The sequence below is a fragment of the Streptomyces rhizoryzae genome, from assembly GCF_023155275.1.
GTDB classification, from domain to species: Bacteria; Actinomycetota; Actinomycetes; order Streptomycetales; family Streptomycetaceae; genus Streptomyces; species Streptomyces rhizoryzae.
In genome coordinates this window covers 63,100-84,034 of record NZ_JALMUV010000025.1, presented here as the reverse complement: position 1 = coordinate 84,034, position 20,935 = coordinate 63,100, and the positions used below count along the sequence as shown (strand labels likewise).

General features: G+C 76.3%; 17 protein-coding genes. 14 read left to right on the top strand and 3 right to left on the bottom strand.

Features of this window, described 5'->3' with window-relative positions; all coding sequences use genetic code 11:
• Positions 1 to 30: 30 nt before the first annotated feature.
• The 7 genes from MUU72_RS20500 to MUU72_RS20470 all read left to right on the top strand — a co-directional run bounded on the left by MUU72_RS20500 (position 31) and on the right by MUU72_RS20470 (position 7,485).
• Positions 31 to 1,635, top strand: a complete 1,605-nt coding sequence (locus tag MUU72_RS20500; RefSeq protein ID WP_248014781.1) for a DHA2 family efflux MFS transporter permease subunit — start codon at positions 31 to 33, stop codon at positions 1,633 to 1,635.
• A gap of 206 nt (positions 1,636 to 1,841) precedes the next feature.
• Entirely contained in the window at positions 1,842 to 2,255 is a 414-nt protein-coding gene (locus MUU72_RS20495) for a DUF3151 domain-containing protein (protein ID WP_248014780.1), read from the top strand.
• A 174-nt stretch (positions 2,256 to 2,429) separates the two neighbouring features.
• Complete coding sequence (locus MUU72_RS20490; RefSeq protein ID WP_248014779.1) at positions 2,430 to 3,314, top strand: tryptophan 2,3-dioxygenase family protein; 885 nt, start codon at positions 2,430 to 2,432, stop codon at positions 3,312 to 3,314.
• Positions 3,307 to 4,620, top strand: a complete 1,314-nt coding sequence (gene kynU, locus MUU72_RS20485) for a kynureninase (protein ID WP_248014778.1) — start codon at positions 3,307 to 3,309, stop codon at positions 4,618 to 4,620. The genes MUU72_RS20490 and kynU overlap by 8 nt, the downstream gene beginning before the upstream one ends.
• Positions 4,617 to 5,390, top strand: coding sequence for an alpha/beta hydrolase family protein (locus MUU72_RS20480; protein ID WP_248014777.1), 774 nt, complete (start codon positions 4,617 to 4,619; stop codon positions 5,388 to 5,390). Before kynU ends, MUU72_RS20480 begins: the two co-directional genes overlap by 4 nt.
• A 122-nt stretch (positions 5,391 to 5,512) precedes the next feature.
• A complete protein-coding gene (locus MUU72_RS20475; protein ID WP_248014811.1) occupies positions 5,513 to 6,832 on the top strand; it encodes a sensor histidine kinase in 1,320 nt (439 codons plus the stop codon).
• A complete protein-coding gene (locus MUU72_RS20470) occupies positions 6,829 to 7,485 on the top strand; it encodes a response regulator (protein ID WP_248014776.1) in 657 nt (218 codons plus the stop codon). Before MUU72_RS20475 ends, MUU72_RS20470 begins: the two co-directional genes overlap by 4 nt.
• 65 nt (positions 7,486 to 7,550) lie before the next feature.
• On the opposite strand, the gene MUU72_RS20465 is transcribed toward MUU72_RS20470, so the two are convergent.
• Positions 7,551 to 8,585, bottom strand: coding sequence for a diacylglycerol kinase catalytic domain-containing protein (locus MUU72_RS20465; protein ID WP_248014775.1), 1,035 nt, complete (start codon positions 8,583 to 8,585; stop codon positions 7,551 to 7,553).
• A 237-nt stretch (positions 8,586 to 8,822) separates the two neighbouring features.
• Between MUU72_RS20465 and MUU72_RS20460 the strand changes: the two genes are divergently transcribed.
• Positions 8,823 to 10,109: an adenylosuccinate synthase gene (locus tag MUU72_RS20460; protein ID WP_248014774.1), complete on the top strand. Its 1,287-nt coding sequence runs from the start codon at positions 8,823 to 8,825 to the stop codon at positions 10,107 to 10,109.
• A 92-nt stretch (positions 10,110 to 10,201) separates the two neighbouring features.
• Here MUU72_RS20460 and MUU72_RS20455 read toward each other — a convergent pair whose 3' ends face one another.
• Positions 10,202 to 11,782 (bottom strand): serine/threonine-protein kinase, encoded by a 1,581-nt coding sequence (locus tag MUU72_RS20455; RefSeq protein WP_248014773.1) that lies wholly within the window; start codon positions 11,780 to 11,782, stop codon positions 10,202 to 10,204.
• 359 nt (positions 11,783 to 12,141) lie between these two features.
• On the opposite strand from MUU72_RS20455, the gene MUU72_RS20450 reads away from it, so the two are divergent.
• The 4 genes from MUU72_RS20450 (at position 12,142) to MUU72_RS20435 (ending at position 16,173) form a co-directional block, all read left to right on the top strand.
• Complete coding sequence (locus tag MUU72_RS20450; RefSeq protein ID WP_248014772.1) at positions 12,142 to 12,942, top strand: polyphosphate polymerase domain-containing protein; 801 nt, start codon at positions 12,142 to 12,144, stop codon at positions 12,940 to 12,942.
• A gap of 240 nt (positions 12,943 to 13,182) precedes the next feature.
• A complete protein-coding gene (locus MUU72_RS20445) occupies positions 13,183 to 14,538 on the top strand; it encodes an aspartate aminotransferase family protein (protein WP_248014771.1) in 1,356 nt (451 codons plus the stop codon).
• 210 nt (positions 14,539 to 14,748) lie between these two features.
• A complete protein-coding gene (locus MUU72_RS20440) occupies positions 14,749 to 15,426 on the top strand; it encodes a GntR family transcriptional regulator (RefSeq protein WP_248014770.1) in 678 nt (225 codons plus the stop codon).
• Between the two features lie 96 nt (positions 15,427 to 15,522).
• Positions 15,523 to 16,173 carry a putative DNA-mimic protein gene (locus MUU72_RS20435; RefSeq protein ID WP_248014769.1) on the top strand — a complete coding sequence of 217 codons (651 nt, stop codon included), beginning with the start codon at positions 15,523 to 15,525 and terminating at the stop codon, positions 16,171 to 16,173.
• Between the two features lie 64 nt (positions 16,174 to 16,237).
• Here MUU72_RS20435 and MUU72_RS20430 read toward each other — a convergent pair whose 3' ends face one another.
• Positions 16,238 to 17,050: an SLATT domain-containing protein gene (locus MUU72_RS20430; RefSeq protein WP_248014768.1), complete on the bottom strand. Its 813-nt coding sequence runs from the start codon at positions 17,048 to 17,050 to the stop codon at positions 16,238 to 16,240.
• A 295-nt stretch (positions 17,051 to 17,345) separates the two neighbouring features.
• Here MUU72_RS20430 and purD point away from each other — a divergent pair, with 295 nt between their 5' ends.
• Both purD and MUU72_RS20420 read left to right on the top strand, forming a co-directional pair.
• The gene (gene purD / locus MUU72_RS20425; RefSeq protein WP_248014767.1) at positions 17,346 to 18,602 is read left to right on the top strand and encodes a phosphoribosylamine--glycine ligase; all 1,257 of its coding nucleotides are present in this window, start codon (positions 17,346 to 17,348) and stop codon (positions 18,600 to 18,602) included.
• A gap of 435 nt (positions 18,603 to 19,037) precedes the next feature.
• Complete coding sequence (locus MUU72_RS20420; protein ID WP_248014766.1) at positions 19,038 to 20,918, top strand: amino acid adenylation domain-containing protein; 1,881 nt, start codon at positions 19,038 to 19,040, stop codon at positions 20,916 to 20,918.
• Positions 20,919 to 20,935: the final 17 nt, after the last annotated feature.

Here is a 20,935-nt window from a genome sequence, read left to right as displayed (position 1 = left end):
GACCGCCGCCGGCCGGGGCATGCTCACCGTATGGACGAGGCGGGCGGGAACGGTCCCGGCGGGGTGCGGCTGGCGTCGCCGCAGGGCCGGTGGGTGCTGCTCACCACGGTCCTCGGCTCCGGTATGGCGCTGCTCGACAGCACCGTCGTCAATGTCGCGCTGCCGAGGATCGGCACCGACCTCGACGTGGACCTGGCGGCCCTCCAGTGGACCGTCACCGCCTACCTGCTCACCCTCTCCGCGCTGATCCTGCTGGGCGGGGCGCTGGGCGACCGGTTCGGGCGGCGCCGGGTCTTCGTCATCGGCGCGGTCTGGTTCGCCGCGGCGTCGCTGCTGTGCGGGCTGGCACCGAGCGCGGCGGTGCTGATCGCCGCCCGGGCGCTCCAGGGCGTCGGCGGGGCGCTGCTCACCCCCGGCTCGCTCGCCCTGATCCAGGCGGTCTTCCATCCCGACGACCGGGCGCGCGCGGTCGGCGCCTGGTCGGGGCTGGGCGGGGTGGCCGCGGCCGTCGGTCCGTTCGTCGGCGGCTGGCTGGTGGACGGCGCCAGCTGGCGCTGGGTGTTCTTCCTGAACGTGCCGCTGGCGGCGGTCTGCGTCCCGATCGCGCTGCGGCACGTCCCCGAGACGCGCGAACGGGGCACCGGCCGGGCCCGCGGCTTCGACGTGGCGGGCGCGGTCCTGGGCGCCCTGGCGCTGGCCGGGGTCAGCTACGCGCTGATCGAGGCCCCCGGCCGGGGCGCCGCACCGGCCGTGCTGGTGCCCGCGGTGGCCGGGGTGCTGCTCGGCGGGGTCTTCCTCCACGTGGAGCGGCGGCGGGCCGATCCGATGCTGCCGCCGCAGATCTTCGCCATCCGCCAGTTCTCCGCCGTCAACGCGGTCACCGTCTGCGTCTACGCCGCCTTCGGCGGGTTCTTCTTCCTCGCCGTGCTCCAGCTCCAGGTCGTCGCGGGCTACTCGCCGCTCCGGGCCGGGACCGCGCTGCTGCCCACCACCGTGCTGATGCTGCTGCTGTCCGCCCGCTCCGGCGAGCTGGGGGAGCGGATCGGCCCGCGGATCCCGCTCACCGTCGGCCCGGTGCTCTGCGCGGCCGGCATGCTGCTGATGACCCGGGTCGGCCCGGACGCCTCCTACCTCACCGACGTGCTGCCGGCGCTGGTGGTGCTGGGCGCCGGGATGGTGACCCTGGTCGCGCCGCTCACCGCCACCGTGCTGGCGGCGGTGGACGTCGACCGGGCCGGCCTGGCCAGCGGCATCAACAACGCCGCCGCGCGGGCCGCCGGTCTGATGGCGGTGGCCGCCCTCCCGCTGCTGGCGGGCATGGGCCCCGAGGCGTACCGCTCGGCCCCGGCCTTCGCCGCCGCCTTCCGCCGCGCCATGCCGCTGTGCGCCCTGGTCCTGCTGGCCGGCGCCCTGATCGCCTGGCTCACCGTCCGCCCCGAGGCCCTGCACCCCGCGACGCCCCCGACCCTCCACCCCTGCCACCCCGAATGCACCTACCACTGCGGCATCGCCGCACCCCCGCTCGACCCGGGGGAGACCGAACGCACACCTGCCCCATCGGGCCCGCCCCCACCGTCCTCTCCCCACCCACCCACGGGAGGGGACGGGCCGGCGGGGGGCGGGGGCCGGACGTAAAGCGAAGCAATCCGGTCCCCGCCCCCCGCACCGGCCCGTCCCCGCACCCCGAAAGCCCCGCGCAGCGGCCCCCGCCGCAGGCGCGCCTCAGCCCCCGCGCGGCGGCCCCCGAAACCCGGCCCGGCCCCGCGCAGCGGCCCGCACGGCGGGACACCCGAGCACGTGGGTGGCGGCCCAGCCGCCAGGCGACCCGGCAGACTGGACCCATGCCCATTCACGAGAACCTCCTCGGGGGACCGCCCCCGACCCACCTGCCCGACGACCCCGAACCCCGCTCGGCGCTCGCCGCGGGCACCGCACCGGCCGATGTCGCCGCGAAGTACCCGGCCTCCTCCCTGGCCTGGGCCCAGCTCGCCGACGACGCCTTCGAGGCCGGCCGGACCGTCGAGTCGTACGCGTACGCCCGTACCGGCTACCACCGCGGCCTGGACGCGCTGCGCCGGGCCGGCTGGAAGGGCCACGGCCCGGTGCCGTTCGAGCACGAGCCCAACCGCGGCTTCCTGCGCGCGCTGCACGCCCTGGCCCGCGCCGCGCGGGCGATCGGCGAGCAGGAGGAGTACGAGCGCTGCTCGGCCTTCCTGCGCGACTCCTCGCCGACCGCGGCCGACACCCTCTCCTGACGCCGCCGCCCCCCGGGCCCGGCCGCGCGATCGCGGCCGGGCCTTGCGCGGTGGTGGTGCAGCGCTCATGATTTCAGTGGGCCGGGACATCCCGCGCCCGAGGGGACCGGGGCTCCCGTGCCGACGAGGAAGGAGCGGACCGCTACCCGGTAGTTCGCACCTGAGGAGTCCCTCATGTCGCAGCCGTCTCCCACCGACCCCGCGGACCGCGCCCCGGCCGCCGCGTCCCCCGAGGCGGAGCCGCCGTTCGGCCCCGACCTCGGTATCGGTGCCGGCTCCACCACCCCGTACGAGGACTACGTCCGCGCGAGCGTCCTCACCCACCTCCAGCAGCTCCAGTCCGACGATCCGGGCGAGATGGTCTTCCTGGTGACCACCCAGGTGATGGAGCTGTGGTTCACCGTCATCGTGCACGAGTGGCACACCGCCTCCGAGGCGCTGCGCCGGGACGACCTGCCGGTCGCGATGGACGCGCTGCGCCGCTCCACGTGGGAGCTCCAGGCGCTGAACGCCGCCTGGCGGCCGCTGGCCCGGCTGACGCCCGCGCAGTTCAACGCCTACCGCGGCGCGCTCGGTGAGGGCAGCGGCTTCCAGTCCGCGATGTACCGGCGGCTGGAGTTCCTGCTCGGTGAGAAGTCCGCGTCGATGCTGGTGCCGCACCGCGGCTCCCCGGAGGACCACGCCGCCCTGGAGAAGGCGCTGCACGAACCGAGCCTGTACGACGAGGTGCTGCGCCTGCTGGCCCGCCGCGGCCACCCCGTACCGGAGGCGGTGCTGCACCGCGACCCGGCCGGGCGGTACGAGCCGGACCCGGCCGTCGAGGAGGTCTGGGCGGCGATCCTCGCCGGGCCGCAGGACGGCGAACTGGTCCGGCTGGCCGAGCTGTTGACGGACGTCGCGGAGCTGGTCTGGCGCTGGCGCAACGACCACCTGGTGGCGACCCGGCGGGCGATGGGCGCGAAGATGGGCACCGCCGGATCGGCGGGGGTGGCCTGGCTGGAGAAGCGGGCCCGCAAGAACGTCTTCCCCGAGCTGTGGACGGCGCGCAGCCATGTCTGAGCGCCCCGAGACCCCGCAGAGCCCCGGCCCGGCCGGCCCCGGGGCGCGCACCGAGGCGGCCCGCGCGGCGGAGCTGGACGCGGCCGGACCGCTCACCGCGACCCGCGAGCGGTTCGTCCTGGACGACGACACCGTCTACCTCGACGGCAACTCCCTGGGCGCGCTGCCCCGGTCGGTGCCCGGCCGGATCGCCGAGGTGATCGGCCGCGAGTGGGGCGAACTGCGCATCCGGTCCTGGACGGAGGCCGGCTGGTGGACGGCGCCGGAGCGGATCGGCGAGAAGATCGCCCCGCTGCTCGGCGCGGCCCCCGGCCAGGTGGTGGTCGGCGACTCCACCAGCGTCAACGTCTTCAAGGCGGTGACCGGCGCGATCCGGATGGCCGGGAAGGGCACCACCGAGATCCTGGTCGACGCCACGACCTTCCCCACCGACGGCTACGTCGCCCGGTCCGCGGCCCGGATGGCCGGGCTGGCGGTGCGGCCGGTCGAGCCCGCGCGGATCGCCGACGAGGTGACCGAGCGGACCGCGCTGGCGCTGGTCAACCACGTCGACTACCGCACCGGCGAACTGAACGACATGGCCTCGATCACCGCCGCGCTGCACACCGCGGGCGCGCTGGCGGTGTGGGACCTGTGCCACAGCGCGGGCGCGCTGCCGGTCGCGCTGGACGCGTGCGGTGCGGACCTCGCGGTGGGCTGCACGTACAAGTACCTCAACGGCGGTCCGGGCGCGCCCGCGTACCTCTACATCCGGCGGAGTCTCCAGGAGCGGTTCGAGTCGCCGCTGCCGGGCTGGAACTCGCACAGCGACCCGTTCGGGATGGCGCCGGGCTACACCCCGGCCGACGGCATCCTGCGCGGCCGGGTCGGCACCCCCGACATCCTCTCGATGCTGGCGCTGGAGGCGGCGCTGGAGGCGTGGGAGGGCGTCGCCATCGAGGAGGTGCGGGCCAAGAGCCTGGCGCTGACCGACTTCTTCCTCGCGTGCGTGGCCGCGTACGTGCCGGCCGGGCGGGTCCGCTCGGTCACCCCGGCCGACCACCGGCGGCGCGGCAGCCAGGTCTCGCTGGCGTGCCCGGGGGCCGGCGAGGTGATGGCGGAGCTGATCCGGCGCGGGGTGGTCGGCGACTACCGCCCGCCGGACGTGCTGCGCTTCGGCTTCACCCCGCTCTACACCTCGTTCGCGGACGCCGAGCGGGCGGCGTGGGTGCTCGGTGAGGTGCTGCGGGACCGGGCGGCGGACCCCGGCCCCGCCGCGGACCCCGCGGCGGCGGACCCCGGCGTGCCGGGCGGCGGCGCGGGGTGAGCGCGGCGGCGGACGAGGAGGCGGCGCTGCTGGGGCTCGCCCCGGTGGCCCCGGACCGGACGCTGGCGTACGGCCCGCACCCGGACCAGGTCGTGGACGTCTACGGGCCGTGGCCGGGCACCGGTCCGCTCGTCGTCCTGCTGCACGGCGGCTTCTGGCGGGCCGCGTACGACCGGCGCCATCTCTCGCCGTGCGCGGCGGAGCTGGCCCGGCGCGGGCTGACCGTGGCGCTCGCCGAGTACCGCAGGGTCGGCGCGGGCGGCGGCGCGCCGCAGACCTTCCAGGACGTCCCGGCGGCCGTCGCGGCGGCGGCCGGGGCGGCCGGGCCCGCGGCGCCGCCCCGCCCGGTGGTGCTCGCCGGGCACTCCGCGGGCGGCCATCTGGCGCTGCTGGCCGCCGCCCGCCCCGGTACGCCGCTGACCCGGGTCGTCGCGGTGGCGCCGGTCGCCGATCTGGCCCGGGCGCACGCGCTGGGGCTGAGCGGCGGCGCGGTGGCCGGGCTGCTCGGGGACGGGCCCGGGTTCGCCGGCCGGCTGGCCGCCGCGGATCCGGTGCGCCACCCGCCCGCCGGGGTGCCGGTCGTGCTCCTGCACGGCACCGCCGACCCCGACGTCCCCCCGGAGCTGTCCCGCCGCTACGCCGCCGCCCACCCCGGCACCGCGCTGCGCGAGCTGCCCGGCACCGGCCACTACGCGCCGGTCACGCCCGGCACCGCCGCCTTCGCCGTCTTCCTGGGCCTGCTCGGCGGCACCGCGCCGCCCGCCGCGTAGTACTTGAGACGGACCCCCGCAGATCCGCTTCCGAGCGGACGCCTGACGGCCCCGGGCTGCTTACCGTGGGGTACGTGAACGAGACCATCCAGACGCACAGCCACCTGCGCTCGGAGGCGCGGATGGTCCACGGCGCGCTGCACACCCTGCGCCAGGACCTGTTCGCCGGCGCCTTCGCCCTCCGTCCGCTGCCACCGCTGGCCGACGCCAAGCTCACCCGGTGGCTGCCGGGGATGCCGGCCCGGGCCCGGCGGTGGGCCCGCTGGCTCCCGCACACGGCCGTCGCCTTCCTCGCGGTCTGCGTCTTCCTGGCGGCCGTCTCCGGCGGCTACGGTGCCGGCGCGCCCCGCCAGGTGTTCGAGGGCACCCTGGCGCTGCTGTACGCGGTGCCGGTGGCGCTGGTGCTGTTCCGGCCGGTGGGTGCCTTCTGGCTGTCGCTGCTGGCGCTCTTCGCCGGGGCGGTGGTCAACCGCCTCCTCATGGGCTACTCCACCCTGTGGGAGAGCACCTTCGCCGCCCACCTGGCCGTGATGCTGCTGGTGGTGCTGCGCACCCGGCCGCGGCTGGCGGCGGAGATGTGGCTGGTCACCTTCGGGGCGGGCGCGGTGCTGTCGGTGCTCGCCGGCGGCGGCGCGACCGGCGACCTCGCGCCGCTGGCGTTCTTCACCGGGGTGCTGCTGGTCGCCGCGGCCGCGGTCCGGGCCTGGCGGGAGGAGCGCCGGCAGGTCGTCGAGACCCGCAGCGTGACCGCCGAGGAGCGGTCCCGCCGCACGCTGCTGGAGGAGCGCGCGCTGATCGCGCGGGAGCTGCACGACGTCGTGGCGCACCACATGTCGGTGATCGCCATCCAGGCCGAGGCCGCGCCGTACCGGGTCGCCGACCCGCCGCCCGAGCTGGCCACCTCGTTCGCCACCATCCGGGAGAACGCCGTCGCCGCGCTCACCGAACTCCGCCGCATCCTGGGCGTGGTCCGCTCCGAGGACCCCGACGCGTTCGCCGAGCGCGACCCGGAGGCCCCGCAGCCGACGCTGGCCAGCCTGGACGGGCTGCTGGACAGCGTCCGCGGCGCCGGGCTGCCGGTCGAGGCGGTGATCACCGGCAGCGTCCGGCCGCTGCCGCCGGGCGTGGAGCTGTCGGCGTACCGGATCGTGCAGGAGGCGCTGAGCAACGCGCTGCGCCACTCGCCGGGCGCGGACGCCCGGGTGGAGATCTCCTACGTCCTGGGCGGGATCGGGCTGCGGATCGTCAACGGCGCCCCCAGCCGGCTCGCCAAGCCCTCGCCGGGCGCCGGCCACGGGCTGCTGGGCATGCGGGAGCGGGTGCAGATGCTGGGCGGGGAGATGACGGCGGACCACACCGAGGAGGGCGGCTTCGAGGTCGCGGCCTTCCTGCCGGTGGCGAACACGGCGGGCGAGGCCGCGCCGGGCGGGAGCAGGGCATGATCCGGGTACTGATCGTCGACGACCAGGTGATGGTCCGCGAGGGCTTCTCCGTACTGCTCAACGCGATGCCGGACATCGAGGTCGTCGGGGAGGCCGTCGACGGCCGGCAGGCGGTGCGGAAGGTCGCGCTCCTCAAGCCGGACGTGGTCCTGATGGACATCCGGATGCCGGAGATGAACGGTCTGGAGGCGACCCGCGAGATCGTCGCCGCCGACGCGGACGCCAAGGTGCTGGTGCTGACCACCTTCGACCTGGACGAGTACGTCTACCAGGCGCTGCGCGCCGGGGCCAGCGGCTTCCTGCTCAAGGACGCCTCGGCCGGCCAGCTCGCCGAGGGCGTGCGGATCGTCGCGGCCGGCGAGGCGCTGCTCGCCCCGACCGTGACCAAGCGGCTGATCAACGAGTTCTCCCGGCTGGGCTCGCCGCGCGCCCCGGCCCAGGAGCGGATCGGCGAGCTGACCGAGCGGGAGACCGAGGTCCTGGTGCTGGTGGCGCAGGGGCTGTCCAACGGGGAGATCGCCGCGCATCTGGTCGTCGCCGAGTCGACGGTGAAGACGCACGTCAGCCGGATCCTGGTGAAGCTCGGGCTGCGCGACCGCACCCAGGCGGCGGTCTTCGCCTACGAGGCGCGGCTGGTGACCCCGGGCGGCTGACCCGGCGGCACCGCCGTCCGCGGCACTGTCCACAGCCTGTGGACAGTGCCGCGGCGTGCGTCCGCTCAGCCCTGCCGCGGCAGCAGGAGCCGCCAGGCGCCCGGCTGCACCGTCCACGTCCGGGTCCGCACCGGCCCGCCGACCAGCGCGTCCGCCCGGTAGTGGAAGTCCGCCCCGGAGACCGTCACCGCCCGCGCCCGGGTCCGCACCGGCCGCTCCTCACCGGCCCAGTGCACGACCACCTCGGCCAGTCCGCCCGGCAGCCCCGCCGGGCCGGCGCCGGCCGGGCCGCCGTCCGGTGCGCCGGGTATCACCGACACCCCGCGCACCGGCCGGTCCAGATCCGCCAGCAGCGCCCCGTCGGCCTCCACCCGCAGCCGCAGCCGCTGCGCCGGCACCCGCCGCCCGCCGGCCCCCGCGGCACCGGGCCGGACCGCGCCCCGGCGCCCGGCCGCCGGCGCCGCCAGCAGGGACAGCGCCGTCCGGGCGGTCCGCGCCGCCGGCTCCCACCAGTGCCGCGGTCCGGCCACCGGCCCCGCCGCGCCGCCCGCACCCCCGGGCCCGCCCCCGGCCGCCGCCGTCCCCAAGGCCCCGGCCGCCGCCACCGCCCCGGGGACGGCGGCCCCGCCGCGCCCCTCCAGGGCCCCGAGCGGCCCGTACGGCCCGTAGGCGGGCAGCGGCCCGTCCCCGTCGCCGCAGGGGATCCGCAGGCCGCCCAGCACGATGCCGTCGCTGTCGTCGGTGAGCAGGTCCATCGGGCGCTCCCCGCCGTCCAGGACGGCCCGCGCGGCGGCCACCGCGCTCGTGGGGACGCCCAGCGTCCGGCTCAGCGCCACCGCCTCCGGCGGCCCCACCGGCACCAGGGCCAGCGGCACACCGGACAGCTCCCGCTCCTTGTGGAGCAGCTCCACCGCCCGCAGCAGCGCCCGGTCGTCGCCGACCAGCACCGGCCGCCGGCGGCCCCGCCGGGCCAGCGCCCGGTCGAACTCCGCGGGCCCCTCGGGAAGGCAGATCTTCGCCCCCGCGCCCGCGCACAGGACGTCCTTCGCGATCCGTACGGACTCGCCGTCCGTCCTGCGGGCTACCGGGTCGATGACCACGAGCAGGGGGCACCCCCGGACGGAGTCCGCGGGAGAGTGCCCAGAAGACTGCGCCGACACCTCGGTCCTTCCTCAGGTAGCATCTCGGTGCAAGAGCCCCTTGCGCTATTGCGCCAGGGGCTTCGTCTATTCCGGGGCACCGGTCCGACGGCTCCGGCGGCGACGTCCGTGTGCGACACGCGACGCGACGCCGTCCACGCACGTTGGACATGCCCCGCCCGGAAGGGGTGTACGCCTGTGCCCGCACTTGTGCTGCTCGGTGCTCAGTGGGGTGATGAAGGCAAGGGAAAGGCCACCGATCTGCTCGGTGGGTCCGTGGACTACGTGGTGCGCTACCAGGGCGGCAACAACGCCGGCCACACGGTCGTCGTCGGCGACCAGAAGTACGCACTCCACCTCCTCCCTTCCGGAATCCTCTCGCCGGGGTGCACCCCGGTCATCGGCAACGGTGTCGTCGTGGACCCGGCGGTCCTGCTCTCCGAGCTGAGCGGACTCAACGAGCGCGGCGTCGACACGTCCAAGCTGCTGATCAGCGGTAACGCGCATCTGATCACGCCGTACAACATCACCGTCGACAAGGTGACGGAACGCTTCCTCGGCAAGCGGAAGATCGGCACCACCGGCCGCGGCATCGGCCCGACCTACGCCGACAAGATCAACCGCACCGGCATCCGGGTCCAGGACCTCTACGACGAGTCGATCCTGATCCAGAAGGTGGAGGCGGCCCTCGACGTCAAGAACCAGCTGCTGACCAAGCTCTACAACCGCCGCGCCATCGAGGCCGGGCAGGTCGTCGAGGAGCTGCTGGGCTACGCCGACAAGATCAAGGGCTACGTCGCCGACACCACCCTGATCCTCAACGACGCGCTGGACGCGGAGAAGGTCGTGCTCTTCGAGGGCGGGCAGGGCACCCTGCTCGACATCGACCACGGCACGTACCCCTTCGTCACCTCCTCGAACCCGACCGCCGGCGGTGCCTGCACCGGCGCCGGCGTCGGCCCCACGAAGATCAGCCGGGTCATCGGCATCCTCAAGGCGTACACCACCCGCGTGGGCGCCGGCCCGTTCCCGACCGAGCTGTTCGACGAGGACGGCGAGGCGCTGCGGCGGATCGGCGGCGAGCGCGGCGTGACCACCGGCCGGGACCGCCGCTGCGGCTGGTTCGACGCGGTGATCGCCCGCTACGCCACCCGCGTCAACGGCCTGACCGACTTCTTCCTCACCAAGCTCGACGTGCTCACCGGCTGGGAGCAGATCCCGGTCTGCGTGGCCTACGAGATCGACGGCAAGCGCGTCGAGGAGCTGCCCTACAGCCAGACCGACTTCCACCACGCGAAGCCGGTCTACGAGATGCTGCCGGGCTGGTCCGAGGACATCACGCAGGCCAAGACCTTCTCCGACCTGCCGAAGAACGCCCAGGCGTACGTCAAGGCGCTGGAGGAGATGTCCGGCGCCCCGATCTCGGCGATCGGCGTCGGCCCCGGCCGCGACGAGACGATCGAGATCAACTCGTTCCTGTCGTAAGGGGAGCGGCCGGCCACCGGGCCGGCGAGCCGTCCGGGGTGGGGGGGGGGGCCCGCCCCCCCCCCCCCCCACCCCGTTCCCGTGGGGGCGGGTCACTTCGCCCGGGTGTACAGCAGCGGTGCCTTGCCGCCCGCGTCGTCGAAGGTGCGCCGCAGCCCGCCCGCCACCAGCTCCAGGGTGCTCGGGGAACCGGGGCGGCAGGTGTCGGGCGGTCCGGACACCACGGTGGACGGGCCGAGGCGGACGGGCGGCCCGGCGCTCTCCAGGGTGGCGGTGAACCGGCAGTCGTAGGTGGGGCCGGTGGCCTGCATCCGGAGCACGGTCTGCCCGGGCTTCCCCTGGACGAGGGTGAAGCGGCGGACGTCCGCCGCCGAGTCGCCCACCGTGGTCGACCAGACGCCCAGGTAGCCGGCCGGGATGCCGTCCCCGGCGGGCCGGGCCGGGGCGGTGGGCCGGTCGGTGGCGGAGGCGTTGCCGGGCCCGCCGGGGAGCAGCACGTACGCGGTGACCGCGCCCGCCCCGGCCAGCGCCAGCGCGGCGCCGGCCAGCAGCGTCCGGGCGGTGCGGCGGCGGCGCGCGGGGGCCGGTGCCGGGGCCGCCGCGGCGGGTGCCGCGGTGGCGGACGACGCGTCGGCCGGGACCGCGGCGGCAGCGGCGCCCGGGTACGGGACGGCGGTGGGCGCGGCCGGCGCCGCGCCGCCGTCGTGCGGGTCCTCCGCCTCCAGCAGCTCCACGGCGTGCCGCCCCAGGCGGGCCACCAGCGCCCCCGGGAGCCACGGTTCGTCCTCGGCCGCCCCGGCGGGCAGCCCCCGCTCCGCCAGTGCCACCACGTCCTCCGGCGCGGGGCGGTGGGCCGGGTCCTTCGCCAGACAGGCGGCCACCAGACCGGTCAGCCCCTCGGGGAGCCCGGTCAGGTCCGGCTGCTCCTCGGCGATGCGGTACATCATCGCGTGCGGCAGGGTCGTCGCGGAGCCGAACGGCTGCCGGCCGGTCGCCGCGTACACCAGCACCGACCCCAGGCAGAACACGTCGCAGGCCGGGGTGATCGGCTCGCCGCGGACCTGCTCGGGCGCCATGAAACCGGGGGAGCCGACCGCCGTCCCGGTATGCGTCACGCCGCCGCCGGCCATCCCCTCCAGGGCGCGTGCGATGCCGAAGTCGATGACCCGCGGGCCGTCCAGGGTCAGCAGGACGTTGGAGGGCTTGAGGTCGCGGTGGACGATGCCGGCGGCGTGCACGCAGCGCAGCGCGCGGGCCAGCCCGGCGGCCAGGATCCGCACCGTGCGCTCCGGCAGCGGGCCGCCGCCGCCGACGACCTGCTGGAGGGAGGGCCCGGCGATGTAGCCGGTGGCCACCCACGGGGTGGCGGCCTCGGTGTCGGCGTCCAGGACCGGGGCGGTCCACTCGCCGCCGACCGTGCGGGCGGCCCGCACCTCGCGGCGGAAGCGGGCCCGGAACTCCTCCTGGTCGGCCAGTTCCGTGCGCACCAGTTTGACGGCGACGGTCCGGCCGCGGTCCGAACGGGCGAGGAAGACCCGCCCCATACCGCCCTCGCCGAGCCGCCCCAGCAGGCGGTAGTCGCCGATCCGCCGGGGGTCGTGGGCATCGAGCGGGCGCAGCGCGCCGGCCCGCCCCGCCGGCCCCTGCCGCCCCGTCCGTCCAGGCTGTGTCATGTCCCGCCGCCCCCTTGCCCGGCTTCGGCCCCGCCCCAGGGAGCGGCCGCTTGTCCGCGGTGAGGATACCGAGGCGGTCCGGGCGGCCGCGGCGGGTGGTATTCGGCCAAGCCTCGGGCGCGTACGGCGGGCCGGTGCGCCGCGGCTCCCGGCGGGCGGCCGCGCCCCCGGCGGGCGGACGGGCAGGTGAGGTGAGGGGCCGTCAACCCCCCGCCGGAGGCCGGAAAGTGACGGGGTGGATGGCTGATTCCGCGTGCTGGAACTTTCCGCGGTTATGGATCGTAAAGAAAGGAGAAAAACCGCACGAGCGACGACAGGACCCGCACGATCCCCCGTCCCCCTTTCCGCAAGGAGACCGTGTGACACCCGCCGTACGAGCCCTCGCGCGCGCCGCCATGGCCGCCCGCCCCGTCCCGCTGTCCGAGGTGCAGGCCCGCGCCGAGCTCCTCGCCCGCTACAGCTCCACCTACCTCGTCCCGGCCGAGGTCTTCACCGCCTTCGCCGCCGAGCTCACCGACCGCCGCCGCCCCGGCGGCCCGTTCGCCGCGCTGTGCATCAACGGCCGCCGCTGGTTCCGCTACCGCTCCGTCCACTACGACACCCCCGACCTGCGTTCCTTCCACGACCACCGGCAGCACGGCCGGCTCCGCTTCCGGGTCCGCGAGCGGCTCTACGCGGACACCGGCGAGCGCCAGCTGGAGGTCAAGCTCAAGGGGCAGCACGGCCGCACGGTCAAGCACCGGCAGCCGCTGATGCCCGGCGACCCGGCCCTCGGCGAGGCGCCGCGCGACTTCCTCGACGCCGTCCTCGACCGCAGCTACGGCATCCAGGCCCCCGCCGACCTCGGCCGGGCCCTGGAGACCGAGTACACCCGCGCCACCTTCGTCGCCGACGGCCAGCGGGTGACCTGCGACATCGGGCTGGTCTGCCGCGATCTGGAGACCGGCCGCACGGTGCGCGCCGACGGCGGGCTGGTGCTCGTCGAGACCAAGACCTGCGGCCGGCTGACCGAGGCCGACCGCCTGCTGGCCAGCCACGGCCTCCACGCGGCCGACTTCACCAAGTACTGCGGCGGGCTGTCGGCGCTGCGCCCGCACCTCTACGCCAACCACCCGCGCGGGGCGGTGCGCACCGCCTTCCCCACCGCCGCGGCGGCCTGACCGCGGTGCCGGGCGCCCCGCGCCCCGCGCGCCGCGGATCCTGACGGAGCCCGGGGGCCGTACCCCTCACCCCCGGGCATCCCTGGAGTTTCCTCCAGGACCGTAGACATACTGTCCGCGCCCGTGGTGAGCGCCATACACAGTGTCGGTACCCGCCGACGGACCGTCATCCTTAGGCTGGGAGCCGTCCGCCGCCCTGTCCGGCGGCGGAACCGAGCGACCCGATCCGAGGTACTGACCGTGACCACGCACCCCGACCCCGCCGCCGGCGCCGCCGTGAAGGCCGCTGACCGTGCGCACGTCTTCCACTCCTGGTCCGCCCAGGGCCTGATCGACCCGCTGCCGGTGGCCGGGGCCGAGGGCTCGTACTTCTGGGACTACGACGGCAACCGCTACCTCGACTTCGCCTCCCAGCTGGTCAACACCAACATCGGCCACCAGCACCCCAAGGTCGTCGCGGCCGTCCAGGAGCAGGCCGGCAAGCTCTGCACGCTCGCCCCGGGCTTCGCGGTCGACGTCCGCTCCGAGGCCGCCCGGCTGATCGCCGAGCGCACCCCCGGCGACCTCGACAAGATCTTCTTCACCAATGGCGGCGCCGAGGCGGTGGAGAACGCCGTCCGGATGGCCCGGCTGCACACCGGCCGCCACAAGGTCCTCTCCACCTACCGCTCGTACCACGGCGCCACCGCCGCCGCGATCAACCTCACCGGCGACCCGCGCCGCTGGCCCTCCGACACCGGCGCCGCCGGCGTCGTCCACTTCTGGGGCCCGTTCCTGTACCGCTCGCCGTTCCACGCCGAGAACGAGGCCCAGGAGTGCGAGCGCGCCCTGGCCCACCTGGAGCAGACCCTCGCCTTCGAGGGCCCCGGGACGGTCGCCGCGATCATCCTGGAGACCGTCCCCGGCACCGCCGGCATCATGGTCCCGCCGCCCGGCTACCTCGCCGGCGTCCGCGCGCTGTGCGACCGCTACGGCATCGTCTTCATCCTGGACGAGGTGATGGCGGGCTTCGGCCGCACCGGCCGCTGGTTCGCCGCCGACCACTTCGGCGTCACCCCCGACCTGCTGACCTTCGCCAAGGGCGTCAACTCCGGCTACGTCCCGCTCGGCGGCGTGGCGATCAGCGCGGAGATCGCCGCCACCTTCGACCAGCGGCCCTACCCGGGCGGCCTGACCTACTCCGGCCACCCGCTGGCCTGCGCCTCCGCCGTCGCGACGCTCAACGCGATGGCCGAGGAGCGCATCGTGGAGAACGCCGCGGAGATCGGCGAGAAGGTCATCGGCCCGGGGCTGCGCGAGATCGCCGAGCGGCACCCCTCGGTCGGCGAGGTCCGCGGCCTGGGCGTCTTCTGGGCGCTGGACCTGGTCCGCAGCAAGGAGACCCGCGAGCCGCTGGTGCCCTACAACGCCGCGGGTGCCGACAACGCCCCCATGGCCGAGTTCGCCGCGGCCTGCAAGCGCGGCGGCCTGTGGCCGTTCGTGAACATGAACCGCACCCACGTCGTCCCGCCCTGCACGGTCACCGAGGCCGAGGCCAAGGAGGGCCTGGCCGCCCTGGACGAGGCCCTGGCGGCCGCGGACGCGCACACCGTCTGAGCCGCCCGGCCCCGCGCCCGCCGCGTGGTTCCACGGGAAACGGGGGCGGCCGCCGCGGATTCCCGGGAATCCGCGGCGGCCGCCTCGCCCAGGGGGTGTCCGCAAGGTCCCGGCCGCCCTCCGGGCGAACGACGCGACGTCGCGGACACCCCCTAGGCTGTCCCGGAGCCGCTCACCCCGCGGTCATGGACGCGGAAGGAGACGCACCGGATGGCCCCCGGCCCGGACAGCTCCGTCATACGGCGCAGCACCCTGCGCGAGCAGATCGCCGACGCCCTGCGCGACGAGATCCTGGCCGGCCGGCTGCCGTCCGGCCACCCCTTCACCGTCAAGGAGATCGCCGACCAGTACGGCGTCTCCGCGACGCCGGTGCGCGAGGCGCTGCTCGACCTGTGCGCCCAGGGTCTGCTCGACGTCGAGCAGCACCGCGGCTTCAAGGTCCACGCCTTCACCGCCGACGACTTCCGCGCCATGGTCGAGGCCCGCACCCTGGTCATCGAGGGCATCTTCCGCAGCGACGCCGAACGGGCCCTGCTGGCCACCCCCGCCGAGGTGCTGATCTCCGTCCGCCGCCGCGCCGAGGAGGCCGAACGCGCCGCCCGGGCCGGCGACCTCGACGTGCTGATCGGCTACGACCTGCGGTTCTGGCGCGAGCTGAGCGGCATCGTGCGCAACCCCTACATCAGCGACTTCCTGGACCGGCTGCGCGTCCAGACCTGGATGTACGCGGTACCGCTGCTGCGCGGCGCCCCGCACCTGCGCGAGCGCCTCTGGCACGGCCACGGCGCACTGGCCGACGCCCTGCTGCGGCACGACCTGCCGGACGCCCAGCGGCTGATCGCCGACTACACCGAGCACTCCCTGGCTCTCGTCGGAACGGCCCGCTAGCACTACGCTGTCCCGACCATCGGCCGTAATGGGCCGTACCCGTGGCTGTACGTGCGCCGGTGCCCTTCGTCCCCGACCGGAAGCGAGCCCTCACCCGTGGCATGTGACCTGTGGCTGGTACCCCTCGTCGATGTGCTGTGCCACAGCCCCGACAACCCCTTCTCCGAAGAGATCGCCGCCTACAACGAGGCCCTGGCCGGTGCGGGCCTGCCGGAGATCCCGGTCTTCTCCTACATGCCGGGCCTGTCCGGCGACGTGGCGCCGGTCGCCGGCTTCGACTACGACGCGCTGCACTTCCTGCGCCGCGCCTACCTGCTGCGGCTGTGCGGCCTGGAGGTGACCCCGGTCGACGAACTGGGCGGCGACTACGAGCAGTTGCTGGAGATGTTCGAGTCCACCGCCCAGCAGTCCCACCTGGTCTGGCACTACGACCACGCGGGCGCGTACGTCCCGGTCGACTTCCCGCACCCGCTCGCCACCGACGAACTCCTGGCCGGCGGCGGCCCGCTGGGCTCCTCGCACGGGCTGCTGCGGGACCTCGAACTGGTCGCCCCGGCCCTGGGCATCGACCCGGCCAACCCGCCGGCCGCCCCCGCACCGCCGGCCGGCCCCACCACCCTGGAGGAACGGGCCGCCGCGGCCCCCCTGGACGACGGCCCGTTCGCCCGGGAGCGGCACGTCTGGCTGGGGCTGCACGCGGCCGCCACCCGGAGCCTGGGCCAGGGCTCCATGATCGTCTTCAGCTGAGGCGGACCGGGCCGCCCGGGACCCGCCCCGGTGCGCCGTCCGGCCCGGCCGGGCGCGGCGGCGTTCAGCGCGGGGCCTCCGGCGGCCGCTGCCGCGGCATGTTCGGCCGCGTCCCGGGCGGCAGCGGGTACCGCCCGGGGTGCCCGCCGCCCTCCTGCCGTGGCGTCGTCCACGGCAGCACCGCGTGGGTGGCCCGCGGCACCGGCGCGGACCGGAACTCCACCATCCAGTCCGCCGTCTCCGCCCGCACCAGCTCCCCGATGTCCTCGTTGAACCGCCGCAGCAGGGCGAGGCAGCGCTCCGCCGCCTCGCCCGCGGTGCCCTCCGCCGGCCCCAGCACCTCCCGCACGCTCTCCGCCGCCCAGTCGAACTGGAGCGCCTCCACCCGCCGGTGGATCGCCTGCGCGGTCGCCAGGTCCCGCATCCAGCCCGCGGTCATCCCGAAGTACCGGTCGCAGCCCACGCACACCGCCGCCAGCAGCAGCGTCAGCGCCCCCCACGGCGCCCCGTGCGCCCAGACCCCGGCGAGGTCGAGCAGCGGCAGCGCCCCGCCCGCGGTCACCCCGGCCGCCGCGCCCAGCCGCAGCGCCCGCGCCCCCCGCCGCTTGGCCAGCCGGTCGCGCAGGTACCAGTCGGCGGTGCGCAGCGCGCCCTCCTCGCTCCACAGGTAGAGCGCGTCCAGCCGGCCGCCCGGCTCGCCCCAGTCGCCGTGCGGGAACGCCCGCCCCAGGAGGTCGCCGCGGGCCCGCAGCGGCCCGGCGCCCCGGCGGGCCGGCCAGCTCCGCTCCGGCCGGCGGTCGGGGTGCCGCTCACGGCCCCGGTCGGGCCCGCCCTCGCCCCGAGGGGGCCCCTCGGGCTGCATCTCCGGCTGACTCACCCGTGCGCTCCCTCGTACGCGGATACGTGCGGTGCGCCCGCGGCCTACGGAAGAGGTCCGCGCACCGCCCCCTTCCTACCGCCGAACGGCTGGGCGCTGTCCCAAGATCGCCCGGTTTCCGCCCGGAAGTGGTGGCGGATCCGCCAGAGGACCCGCACGGAGCTCACCCGAAAGAGTTCCCCGGTACGCGCGGACGGCGGTCGCGCCCGGGGGATTCCGGGCCGGGGCCCGGCTTTGTGCGATCGGGGCACGCCCGGCGGCCGGCCGTTTGGTGCGTTCGTCTAGGCTGCTCCCCGTGAAGGTCCTCGTCATCGGCGGCGGCGCCCGCGAACACGCCCTGTGCCGCTCCCTGTCCCTCGATCCCGACGTCACCGCGCTGCACTGCGCCCCCGGCAACGCCGGCATCGCCGAGGTCGCCGAGCTGCACGAGGTCGACGCCCTCGACGGCGGCGCGGTGGCCGACCTGGCCGCGCGCCTGGCCGCCGACCTCGTCGTCGTCGGCCCCGAGGCCCCGCTGGTGGCGGGCGTCGCGGACGCGGTCCGCGAGCGCGGCATCCCGGTCTTCGGGCCGTCCGCCCCGGCCGCCCGGCTGGAGGGCTCCAAGGCGTTCGCCAAGGACGTGATGGCCGCCGCCGGCGTCCCCACCGCCCGCAGCTACGTCTGCACCACCCCCGAGGAGATCGACGCCGCGCTGGACGCCTTCGGCGCCCCCTACGTCGTCAAGGACGACGGTCTGGCGGCCGGCAAGGGCGTCGTGGTCACCGAGGACGCCGCGGCCGCCCGCGCCCACGCGCTCGGCTGCGACCGCGTGGTGATCGAGGAGTTCCTGGACGGCCCCGAGGTCTCGCTGTTCGCCGTCACCGACGGCGAGACCGTCGTCCCGCTCCAGCCCGCCCAGGACTTCAAGCGCGCCTACGACGGCGACCAGGGCCCGAACACCGGCGGGATGGGCGCCTACAGCCCGCTGCCGTGGGCCGACCCCAAGCTCGTCGACGAGGTCCTTCAGTCCGTCCTCCAGCCCACCGTCGACGAACTCCGCCGCCGCGGCACCCCGTTCTCCGGGCTGCTCTACGCGGGCCTGGCGCTCACCTCCCGCGGGATCCGGGTGATCGAGTTCAACGCGCGGTTCGGCGACCCGGAGACCCAGGTCGTGCTGGCCCGCCTGAAGACCCCGCTGGCCGGCCTGCTGCACGCCGCGGCCACCGGCACGCTCGCCGCCGTCCCGCCGCTGCGCTGGAGCGACGGCGCCGCGGTCACCGTCGTCATCGCCGCCCACAACTACCCGGGCACCCCGCGCACCGGCGACCCGATCGAGGGCCTGGCCGCGGTCGCCGCACAGGACGCCCCGGACGCCTACGTGCTGCACGCCGGCACCCGGCGCGACGCGTCCGGAGCGGTGCTCAGCGCGGGCGGGCGGGTGCTGTCCGTCACGGCCACCGGGGACGATCTGCCCACCGCCCGCGAGCGTGCCTACCGCGCCGTCGGCCGGATCGCGCTGGACGGCTCCCAGCACCGCACCGACATCGCCGCGAAGGCGGCGTCCGGCGCGTAGCGCACCGCCGCCGGCCCGCGCGGACTCCCCGGTGCGGCAGGCGAGATGAGCATCCTGAGGCATATGTCACTTCGGTGGCATATGCCTCAGTTGCGTCCCGGGTCCGTTCTGTCCGGCCGTATCTGATCCATAACCGCCCGTATCCGGCGCCCGCCTTTGCCCAAAGCCATTCCATCGAGTGACCGCGCGGCTATCCGGCTGACGAACGCACCACCCCCAACTAGGGTGCCGCGCAAGCGTCCTGCGGTCGCGGTGCCGGTTCCCGGCGCGGTTGCCACGGCGGCGTCCGGCAACTGGCTCACCGGCATTGCGATGTCAGTGGCCGGTGCCACAGTGGGTGGGGAGCGAGCTGGCTCGCCCGCACACCGCACGACCGTCGTCCGTCCGTCCCGTGTTCTCGCCGCTCCACCCGGACCGCAGGGGGTGTACAGGCTCGTGGCAAGCCCGGAAACAGGCGTCCTCGCGGCGCGTACCCGCGCCCTGGCGGTGCTGCGCGTCCGCGGCCGGGCGCTGGCGGTCGCCCTGCTGCCCGCCGCGGTCACCGTGGTCCTGCTCACCGGCGGCGCCACCGGCCGGCTCGGCACCGGCGGCGGCTGGGCCCTCGCCCGCTGGACGGCCGGCGGCCTCGCCGTCCTCGGTCTGCTGCTGGCCGCCCTGGTCTCGGTGGTCGTCGCCCGGGCCCGGCCCGCGCTCAGCCCCTCCGTACCGCTCGCCGAGGAGGCCGCGCCCGACCTCTACCGCCTGGTCCGCGACCTCGCCGACCGCCTCGACGTGCCCGCCCCCTCGGCGATAGCCCTCACCCCCGACTGCGACAGCTGGCTGGAGGACCGCACCCACCGCGCCCACGGTCCGCCGCGCCCCGCCCGGCGGAGCGGCCGCCGGGCCCCGGAGGCCCCGGTCCTGGTCATCGGCTCGCCGTTCCTGTGGTGGATGCGGGTCGCCGAGCTGCGCGCCCTGCTGGCCCCCGTCGTCGCCGGCACCGGCCCGTCCGCGCATCCGGACATAGCCGCCGCCCGCCGCTTCATCCGCGGACTGGACGCGGCCGTCGCGGTCGCCGCCCGGGCCCGCGGCCCGCTGCGGGCGCTGCCGCTCCGCTTCGTCGGCCGGGTGGCCCGGCTGCTGCTGCGCGCCGCCCGCGAGCACGCCGCCCTCATGGAGCGCGGGGTCGCGGCCGCCGCCTCCGAGCGCGCCCAGGGCGTCGACTACGGCCTGCGGATCGTCGCCCAGGAGCAGGTCGGCCTGGCCTACGCCGGCTGGGACCGCCTGCTGACCAGGGTCGCGCTGCCCGCCTGGCGGATGGGCCGCTGGCCCTCCCGGCTGGACGCCGGCGTGGTCTCGGCGCTGACCGAGCTGTCCCGCCGCGACCGCCTCGCCGAGGGCTTCGCCTCCCGCCTCGGCGAGCGGCCGGCCTGCGATCTGCTGGAGGAGCCCGGCGCCGTCGACCGCGCCGCCTCCCTGCTGGCCGCCCGGCTCTTCCACGGCGGTCCGGCCGAGCCGGGCCCGGACTGGTCCCCGGTCGGCTGGCAGCAGTATCCGCAGGAGATCGTGGACCGGAAGTGGCGCCTGGAGGCCGCCCGGCTGCACCGCGTCCTGGACGAGCTCCCGGCCACCGCCCCCGCCGAGCCCGGCCACGACGCCCCCGGCGCCCCGGCCCGCACCCCGGACCGGCCGGCGCCCCCGGACGCCCGCCCGGCCGCCCCCCGGCGCACGGCTGCCACCACCGCCCCGCCCCTGACGTACGCCGGAGCCCGCGCCCGTACGCCCGCCGCCGCCCACCACCCCGCGGGCCGCCCCCAGGCACCCCAGGCACCCCAGGCGCCCCAGACCCCGCAGGCCGCCGGTGCCCCCGCGCCCGGCGGCCCCGCCGGGCCGACCCTCGCCCGGGTCATCGACCGCCTCACCCACGACGCCCGCGCCGGCGATCTGCTGGCCGCCCGGCTGGGCGCCGAGGTCGCCCGCGAGGAGCGCGAGGAGGCCGCCCGCCAGGCCGCCCGGTCCGGCAGCGGCGGCGCCTCCTGGAGCGACGGCCCGGCCGACGGCGGCCTCCCGCTCTTCCCCCCGCAGCCGCCCCGCACGGCCCGCGAACTGCTCGCCGACCACGTCACCGCCATGGTCTGCTGCGCCGCCGTGGACACCGCCGGCGCCGCTCCCGGCCTGGACTGGCTCGACGGCCCGGCCCTCCTGGTGGACGGCGCCCGCCGCGCCGACCTGGGCCGCCCGGTGCTGAGCCTGGTCGACGACGGCGATGCCGAACCGCTCCGCGGCTGGCTGCACCGGGTCGGCGTGCGCCCGGAGAAGCCGGTCCGGCTGGCCTGACCACCGGCCCGGCGGTC

Bases quoted from the DNA above. Each gene is read 5' to 3' on its own strand.
- MUU72_RS20495 (WP_248014780.1), top strand. From the start codon at position 1,842: ATGCCCATTCACGAGAACCTCCTCGGGGGACCGCCCCCGACCCACCTG.
- MUU72_RS20455 (WP_248014773.1), bottom strand. From the start codon at position 11,782: ATGACACAGCCTGGACGGACGGGGCGGCAGGGGCCGGCGGGGCGGGCC.
- MUU72_RS20470 (WP_248014776.1), top strand. From the start codon at position 6,829: ATGATCCGGGTACTGATCGTCGACGACCAGGTGATGGTCCGCGAGGGC.
- MUU72_RS20475 (WP_248014811.1), top strand. From the start codon at position 5,513: ATGGTCCACGGCGCGCTGCACACCCTGCGCCAGGACCTGTTCGCCGGC.
- MUU72_RS20490 (WP_248014779.1), top strand. From the start codon at position 2,430: ATGTCGCAGCCGTCTCCCACCGACCCCGCGGACCGCGCCCCGGCCGCC.
- MUU72_RS20500 (WP_248014781.1), top strand. From the start codon at position 31: ATGGACGAGGCGGGCGGGAACGGTCCCGGCGGGGTGCGGCTGGCGTCG.
- kynU (WP_248014778.1), top strand. From the start codon at position 3,307: ATGTCTGAGCGCCCCGAGACCCCGCAGAGCCCCGGCCCGGCCGGCCCC.
- MUU72_RS20440 (WP_248014770.1), top strand. From the start codon at position 14,749: ATGGCCCCCGGCCCGGACAGCTCCGTCATACGGCGCAGCACCCTGCGC.